Here is an 8,082-nt window from a genome sequence, read left to right on the forward strand (position 1 = left end):
AATATTTGTATTCAATGTTCGAAAACCTGATAAATGTGCTTTTCCCTAAGGTTTGTGTGGGTTGCAACACCTTTTTATTGTCTAATGAAAAGGTGATTTGTACCGTTTGCCGACATGAAATTCCGCTTACCAATCATCATTTGAACCCAGAAAACGAAGCTTTCAAGAAATTTTACGGGAAAATCCCCGTCGAATTCACTTCAACATTGGTTTATTATCACAAAAAAGGCATTGTTCAGGAAATGATTCACAGTTTAAAATATCGGGGTCACGAGGAAATTGGCACCATTCTGGGCGATTGGCATGCCGAAGATTTGAAGAGATTGCCCGTCACAAGTACTTTTGACGCCATTATTCCTGTTCCTCTTCATAAAAAACGACTGAAGGAAAGAGGGTATAATCAGGTGACTACTTTTGGCTTGGCCTTGTCCGATAATTTAAACATCACCTACGACACCTCAATTTTACGAAGGAATATCTATTCTAAAACCCAAGTAAAAAAAAATCTTTTAAAACGTACCGAAGTTGTAGGAAATATTTTTGAGGTCGAATTTACCGATAAAGACCACAACAAACATTTTCTCTTAATTGACGATGTCTTGACCACAGGATCCACGCTAGAAGCCTGTGGCAGGGCTTTGCTGAAAATTCCGGGGGCGAAAATCAGCATTGTTTGCATGGCGATGTCGCATTCTTGAGTTATTTTTTTGCTTTAGAAACGTAGGTTTTAAAATACCCGCATTCTGCAATTACTTCTTGGTAAAATTTTGTTTTTGAATAGTTGTTTTTTAAATTTTTGAAGCCATTCCATGCTAAAAAATTAACCTTAGAATTTTCGACAGCTGTTTCATTTTCCCAACTGTCTTTTTTTGGATCATATTGTTGGTTGTAATATTCGTTACGTCCGCATTTTGCTAACATAAACTGACATTTTGCTTTTTGCTCATCCGTTATTGCAGCTTCAAATGCTTTTTCATAATACATTTTAGGAATTGAACAATTGGTAATCATTTCTCTAGTTTTATTCTTAAAACCATAAGGACTCGAACCAGCACCTATAATATTTCCTTCATAAAATATTCTAGCGTTGCCAAAATAAGTAATGTTGTAAAAAGCATTTGCTAACAAGATACAATTAGTATAAACATCCTTGTTTTTAGTAACTTTATCTTGCATTTCTTTAACTGTTGTTAAAAATTCTATTTGAGAATATTTTCTTTTTTGATAAGCTACAAAATCGCAGTCGTGGCAATCTTTTACATTTCCGTTAAAAGGATTTCCTTGAAATTTTTCAAGCTGTAATCTATCTGTTTGTTGCATGTAAGCAATGGCATCGGGAATTTTATTTTGGAAAGCAGCGGCTACCGATTGATATTCATTGATATCAAACAAAGTAACATTATAAATTTTTTGAGCAATTTTTTCTAAAACCGTTTTATTCTCTTTTGCTAAAAAAGTTTTCATTGCATGCAAATCATTTTCATTGTCGTAAAAATTAGAATTTCTCACGAACAACTCTGCCATGACATTGTTGTTTTGGGATTTATACAAATTTGACAAATAAATTTTACTCCAATTAGAAGCATTCTGATAACGAAAATTTGAAAGTTCTTGTTTAGGCAATTCTTCATACAGCCATTGCAAATCTTGCAGAATCGTCTTCTGATTTTCAGAATTTATATTTTTTATTTTGCTTAAATTATTAACAAATTGAAGCAATCGCAATTGATTAATAGCTAAAGGTGTTTTAGGCATTTTGGCTTCTGCTTTATCAAAATACTTGTCGGCTTGAAGATAATTTCCGCCGAGTGTTTCTAAATATCCAGCGGCAATATCCCACAAATGAGGTTTTGACGTGTTTTCTGCCAAAGCAATTCTGTTAACAAGAGCATTGTTTATTATTGACAAACTATCATTTGATTTTTTAAACTTATCAATCGTCTTTTGATCTGGATTGTATTCGTTTAATTTTTTCTCTTGATTATTTACCAATCTTGTCAGCAAATAATCTAAATGTTCGCTTTTGGGCTGCAATTCATAAATTTTTTCAATGGCTTTTTGTTCATCTCCATAATACCCTTGTATTGCCCAAAGTGCTGCTTTTTCTTCATTGCTTTTTGCCATTGCTAAAGATTGATTCCAATCTAAATTTTCTTGTGGTCGAAAGCAATATGCTGCAACAACGCGCATTGCAGGGCATTTATCAAAAACTTGACTGTACTGATAATTAGACAAAGCATAATTTTTATTTTTAAAATTTATCCCTGCTATATATGCCAAAGCACGATAATAAAGTGTATTTTTTAGAACTGTATTTTCGGTTTTTTGAAAAAAGGAAATTGTGCTTTGCTTATCGCCACTATAAAAATAAGCCTTTACAGTTTGAAACCAATAGCGGTTTTTTAAAAACGCATCCGAAACGGTATTGTATCTTTTTTCTATTGCTTTTATAAGCTTTATGTCATTAAACTTTTTTTGTGCAACGGGTTCATACGACCAATTATTAGCGTCACCAACAGAGGCGGTTTCAATTTGTTTTGAAAGGGCTAAAAAGGTGATAAAACTGCTTATTTTTCGATCATTCAAATCTATTTTTTTAGACCATTTATCGGAAATAGGATTGTTTTTTTGAGAAATATAGAAACTCTGCAATTTTGCAACATCAACAGCTCTAGAATCTATAAGAAAAAATTTTACCGTTTTATCATCCATTTTTCCTTTTAGAAAATCTGACCAATCTTGAACAATTTCGTCATTAAATCTAGAATTATGAATATCATCAAATCCTATCCCATAAAAAAACAAATCAGTCGAAAGAAATAATGGGGTGTATGATTTATCGACAAAAGTTTCAGGAGTAAAATTAGTATCAAATTCAATTCCCCAATCGTCCCCTCCTGCACAAGCATAAATGGCCCCGTAAACAAAAATCGCAATTGCACTAAAACCTATTAATAACTTGTGTAAAAATGTCTTTTTCATATTGTTCTGTATTGAGTTCGTCTAAATCGTAAAAAATAATTTCATCTGGAATATTGGCTATATTTTCATGTAAATCTTCAGCCATTTCAAGCAAATCAATGTTCGAAACCGATTCTATTTTTAATAAATCATTGGCTTTATAAAAAGTACCATTCTTATAGTTGTTGTTTTTAACTCGGAAACTATTCTGTGTTATTCCGACAAAATTAGAGTCTCTCTTGAGATTTGAAATAGCTATTTTACTTTTTAAACCTATTACTTTGTTCTCTCGAATATGAATTGCCCAAGAGTAAATTGGCAGAGCAATATTAAGTGACAGAGGATATTTTTTAATGCTTTTTAAATACCTATCCGCAATACTTTCATCGTAAATAGAATTGAGCGAATCTGGCGCAATTTTTCCCATGTTGTAATACATAAGAACCCCTTTATCTACATTAGGAATTGCAGTTTTTTTGAAATATTTTATCTGATGTAATCTAATTGTTGCCGAAAGTTTTTTGCCCGATATTTTCTTAAAACATGTTATAAATTTCAAGTAATTATCTTTACTAGTCAAAGTCCAATCGCAATCTATTTGAATTTCCCGACAGGAAAGCTGATTTTTCGTATTGATTTGTTGAATAAAATCATTGGTTTTTTTAGCCAAATTTTCAACGTTGATGCTTTTAGAAAGTAGCACTTTATTTTTAATGTAAATTACCGGAACTATTGTAAAATCAATAGATTTTTCTTTAAAACATATAGGAGATTGAGGGTAGGGTTGTTCTGATTTTGAACTTAAATCGATATCGAAATACCGAAGATATAGTTTTTTGACTTTATTTTCTTTTAAAGTATTTTTCTCAGATGATGTAAGGCTGAAAATTGTTTTCCAATAATAAAATGCTATTGCAGGCGTTTTCTGTTCCTTGCAAGCAGTAAGCAAAAGCATTAATATTAGGGAAACGACTGTTTTTTTCAAGTAAATTAAGAGGTTACATTTTGATTCAAAAGTAAGATATTCTTATGAAAGTTAGTATGTTTTAACTTTGATTACTTGGCTTAATTTTGACGACCATAGGAGTTCTGTTAACTGCGTTTGTAGCGACATCCCGCGTTTTTGGCTTGGAGATAGTGAATAGCGGGAAAAAGCTCCTAATAATAACGTAAAAGATTTCGATTCCATAAAATATAATTGTTATTTTGTGGCCTCTAATTTTTGATTCATTATGTTGAAAAACAATTACAAATACATCCTGTTTTTACTCACATTGGCTGTTCTGAGTTGTGCCAAAAGAGGAACCATTGATGGCGGCCTGAAAGATACGATTGCTCCGGTTCTCAAGATGAGTTTCCCGGCCAATTACAGCACGAACTTTAAAGGGAATACTATTAAGCTCAATTTTGACGAATACGTAAAACTAAAAGACGTCAGCAAACAATTGATTATTTCGCCTCCTATGGCAAAAGCTCCCGAAATTTCACCGCAAACAGCGAGTAAAACCATTACTATAAAATTCAATGATTCGTTACAAGCAAATACAACCTATAGCCTTAATTTTGGCCAAAGTATTGAAGACAATAACGAAGGGAATCCCCTGAGCCAATTAAAATACATTTTCTCAACGGGTACTTACATTGATTCTTTAGCACTAAGCGGAACTATAAAAGATGCCCACGATAAAAAAGCGGATAAATTTGTATCGGTCATGCTTTATGAAGTGAATGCCAAGTTTAAAGATTCGGTAGTTTATAAAGACAATCCTCGTTACATTACCAACACTTTAGACAGTGCCAAAACATTTAAGCTGGAAAATCTAAAAGCCGGAAAATACCTTCTTGTGGCCTTAAAAGATGAAAACAACAACAATAAATTCAATTCAAAAAGAGAGAAAATTGGTTTTCACAAAGCGTACATTACCATTCCCAACGACACTATTTTTGAGGTGAAATTATTTAAAGAAGTCAGTCCGTTTAAGGCATTTAGGCCAAGCCAATCTTCAGGAAACAGATTGACGATGGGCTATGAGGGAAATCCAAAAAACTTGAAAATTACGTTAAAAAATAAAAACGAGACCATTCCCGTAATCATAACCAAAGTGCCTGAAAAGGATTCGGTTCAGATATGGTACAAGCCCGTAAAATTGGATTCGTTGCATATTGCAGTAACCAAAGATAAATACGCGCAAGATTTTGTTTCGCGCATCAAAAATCAGAAAAATGACACTTTGAGCATCAGTCCGAAACAAAATAAAATTGTGCCGCTCCGAGAAAATTTAACATTAAAAAGCAGCATTCCTTTAGTACATTTCGATAACACGAAAATGCAGCTGACCAACAAAGACTCTGTCGCTGTGGAATTTAAAACGGAATATGACGAATGGAAACAGGAACTTAAATTTATTTTCAAGAAGGAACCGCTAGAAAAATACAAAATAAAACTTTTGCCGGGTGCTTTGATTGATTTTATGGAACGGAAAAATGATTCCCTGACTTTTGTTTTCAACACCATTAACACTTCTGATTATGGAAACCTGCGGGTAAAACTGGAGAATGTGAAACAATTTCCTGTTATTGTAGAACTTACTAATGCAAAAGGAACTGTAATTGCATCTGAGTATTCGGAATCCAACACAGCAATTGATTTTAACCTGCTGGAACCGGACTTGTTTACGCTAAGAGTTATCTATGATGAGAACAAAAACAAGGTTTGGGATTCTGGTAATTATCTAGAAAAACGTCAAGCCGAGGAAGTAATTTATTTCCCCAAAGAAATTGATGTTCGCGCCAATTGGGATGTGGAGCAAACTTTTAATCTAAAACTGTAATTTGTAATTAGACTTATAGTGCCAAATCAAACTACTTTAGAATGGTAAAAAATAATTGAAATGCGAATAATATTCAGATTCAAATCGTAAAATTAAGCCTAATTTTTCGATTTGAATCTAAATATTGAGCCTATAAAATGTTTTTGGGTTAAAAAGCAAAGGAATAAGTTTAAAATTTCAACATTCGTTTTTATTTATAAATTAGAAAAAAGGTTGAATATTGAATAATGGATTTTGAATGCTGCAATCCTCAACCTTAAAGAACTTTCCTTTGCACCAATTTGGATGTGGAGCAAACTTTTAATCTAAAACCTTAGAAGTATCAAACCCTTCTGAAAAGAAATCCTCCAGTGAAATTTTAAAAATTTTGCAAATTCTTACAAGACTTGTAAATCTAATATCTTCCCCTTTTTCATATCTTCCCCACTGACTTCTAGTTATGTTATTGTCATAAGCAAAAATCTCATAGCTTGTATAACCAGCCTGTTTTCGTAGGCTTTTTATTCTTTCAGCCAGAAGCAAAACCTCTTTTGATTTCTCTTTTTTCTCTTTGACCATATTGAATATATATCATTCAATATTAGGATAAAGCCTTTATTTAATTAACCTTTAAAATAAGCCCCTTTATTTAAAGGTTTTTATTTATATTTGTAAAACATTAACAAATAAATATTTAATAAAATGAAAAAAATTAATTTTATTCTTCTGGTTATTATATCACAATTAATGGTGAATTGTAGTAATAACAATGATCCAAATCCAGTTACCCCACCACCAAACAATCCAACTCTTTCAATGAAGATAGACGACGTGGAATATAAAGGAGAAGGAGCTGTGTCTTTAAATTGGAAAAAAAAAACTAAAGATGATGGAACTCATTATTACGTTATTTCTATATTTTATAATAAGGTGATTGGAGCTCCAAATGGATATACAGATCTTGGTGGCTTTAATATTAAAACTGAAAATATTGAGGCAAATCAAGTATTTCAATTAAGTTCAGCAAATATTCTAAACGTTACTTTTTCAAGACCAGAAGGACTATCGAATACAATTAGTTTGTATGCAAACGATCTAGCCTCAACAGGTCAACTGAAAATAACTTCATTTGATGGAAGTAAAATGAGTGGAGAGTTTTCATTTAACAACCTAAGATACTTGTTCTCAACAAGTACTAGAATAAATGTTACAAATGGAGTCTTTACTAATATACCTATTTCACAATACTAATATTTCATTTCTAAAACGCTAAAAAATGAAGCATTTATTTATAATATTAACCCGTTGGGTGTAATTGATGAAAATTTAAATTATAGAATAAATAAAAAATTGAACCACATAGAGACATAGAAAAAAGAGTTGGATAGCCCAATACTTGGGTTCACATGGCTATGTTTTACTCAAATAAAGTGAAACGCCTTTCAAAATTCATAAAATCTATGTTTCTATGTGGCTAAAAATTAAACAATTTTGAATTACACCCAACGGGTTAATATTATTTTTGATAACATACTTGAGTATAAATTCGCAAACATTGGGAAATGGAGTAACTGATATTGAAGGAACTTTTTATAATACAGTAATTATTGGTACTCAAGAATGGACAAAACAAAATTTAAATACTTCTCATTATAGAAATGGAGATATTATTCCGCAAGTTACCGACTTAAAACAATGGTCAAATCTCACAACAGGAGCTTGGTGTTATTATAATAATGACACACAAAATGGGACAGTTTACGGAAAATTATACAATTGGTATGCAGTAAATGACCCTAGAGGTCTCGCTCCCAAAAATTGGAGTATTCCAAGTCAAACAGATTGGGTTGGATTAGACAGCTACTTGGGAGGTTTTGAAGCTGGGAATAAAATGAAAGAAGAAGGAGTGTCTCACTGGTCTAAATCAGGAGGAAACAATGAAAGTGGATTTACAGGAATTCCAGGAGGTAGGATTAGTATAAATCAAAGTGAAACATCAATTATATTTCACGATATTAATGAGTATGGTGTTTGGTGGAGTACTACATCTAACCCTTCAAATAATTATCCATATTATATTTTTCTTCTAAGTTGTTGCCCCAGCACTATTATTACCACAGGGTATAAAAACTATGGATTCTCCGTAAGATGCTTAAAAAATCGAGTAGACGGGTCCGCCAGAAACTGACGGACTGCGCCTCTCACACCACCGTACGTACGGGTCTCGTATACGGCGGTTCGCAAAGTGATGGGTTGAGTTCCATGTAAATTTCCAACATCGATTGATAGCCTTTCTTCTTGAGCCGCAGTA

At 32.4% G+C, this 8,082-nt stretch carries 7 protein-coding genes; 4 read left to right on the forward strand and 3 right to left on the reverse strand.

Features of this window, described 5'->3' with window-relative positions; translation table 11 throughout:
* Positions 1 to 14 precede the first annotated feature (14 nt).
* Positions 15 to 698: a ComF family protein gene (locus tag DB895_RS04055; protein WP_116724070.1), complete on the forward strand. Its 684-nt coding sequence runs from the start codon at positions 15 to 17 to the stop codon at positions 696 to 698.
* A gap of 1 nt (position 699) precedes the next feature.
* Here DB895_RS04055 and DB895_RS04060 read toward each other — a convergent pair whose 3' ends face one another.
* Complete coding sequence (locus tag DB895_RS04060) at positions 700 to 2,982, reverse strand: hypothetical protein (protein WP_116724071.1); 2,283 nt, start codon at positions 2,980 to 2,982, stop codon at positions 700 to 702.
* Positions 2,942 to 3,946, reverse strand: a complete 1,005-nt coding sequence (locus tag DB895_RS04065) for a hypothetical protein (protein WP_243694621.1) — start codon at positions 3,944 to 3,946, stop codon at positions 2,942 to 2,944. The genes DB895_RS04060 and DB895_RS04065 overlap by 41 nt, the downstream gene beginning before the upstream one ends.
* 247 nt (positions 3,947 to 4,193) lie before the next feature.
* Between DB895_RS04065 and DB895_RS04070 the strand changes: the two genes are divergently transcribed.
* Positions 4,194 to 5,792: an Ig-like domain-containing protein gene (locus tag DB895_RS04070; protein ID WP_116724073.1), complete on the forward strand. Its 1,599-nt coding sequence runs from the start codon at positions 4,194 to 4,196 to the stop codon at positions 5,790 to 5,792.
* A 300-nt stretch (positions 5,793 to 6,092) separates the two neighbouring features.
* On the opposite strand, the gene DB895_RS04075 is transcribed toward DB895_RS04070, so the two are convergent.
* Positions 6,093 to 6,350, reverse strand: a complete 258-nt coding sequence (locus tag DB895_RS04075; RefSeq protein ID WP_116724074.1) for a helix-turn-helix domain-containing protein — start codon at positions 6,348 to 6,350, stop codon at positions 6,093 to 6,095.
* A 123-nt stretch (positions 6,351 to 6,473) separates the two neighbouring features.
* Between DB895_RS04075 and DB895_RS04080 the strand changes: the two genes are divergently transcribed.
* Together DB895_RS04080 and DB895_RS04085 are read left to right on the forward strand one after the other, a co-directional pair.
* Positions 6,474 to 7,022: a DUF6252 family protein gene (locus tag DB895_RS04080; RefSeq protein WP_116724075.1), complete on the forward strand. Its 549-nt coding sequence runs from the start codon at positions 6,474 to 6,476 to the stop codon at positions 7,020 to 7,022.
* Between the two features lie 304 nt (positions 7,023 to 7,326).
* Positions 7,327 to 7,959, forward strand: a complete 633-nt coding sequence (locus tag DB895_RS04085; protein WP_243694622.1) for a fibrobacter succinogenes major paralogous domain-containing protein — start codon at positions 7,327 to 7,329, stop codon at positions 7,957 to 7,959.
* The last annotated feature ends 123 nt before the right edge of the window (positions 7,960 to 8,082 follow it).

The sequence above is a fragment of the Flavobacterium psychrotolerans genome, assembly GCF_003097635.1.
GTDB lineage: Bacteria > Bacteroidota > Bacteroidia > Flavobacteriales > Flavobacteriaceae > Flavobacterium > Flavobacterium psychrotolerans.

Excerpts from the sequence above, each read along its gene's own strand:
- DB895_RS04055 (WP_116724070.1), top strand. The coding sequence starts at position 15 with ATGTTCGAAAACCTGATAAATGTGCTTTTCCCTAAGGTTTGTGTGGGT.
- DB895_RS04060 (WP_116724071.1), bottom strand. The coding sequence starts at position 2,982 with ATGAAAAAGACATTTTTACACAAGTTATTAATAGGTTTTAGTGCAATT.
- DB895_RS04070 (WP_116724073.1), top strand. The coding sequence starts at position 4,194 with ATGTTGAAAAACAATTACAAATACATCCTGTTTTTACTCACATTGGCT.
- DB895_RS04075 (WP_116724074.1), bottom strand. The coding sequence starts at position 6,350 with ATGGTCAAAGAGAAAAAAGAGAAATCAAAAGAGGTTTTGCTTCTGGCT.
- DB895_RS04080 (WP_116724075.1), top strand. The coding sequence starts at position 6,474 with ATGAAAAAAATTAATTTTATTCTTCTGGTTATTATATCACAATTAATG.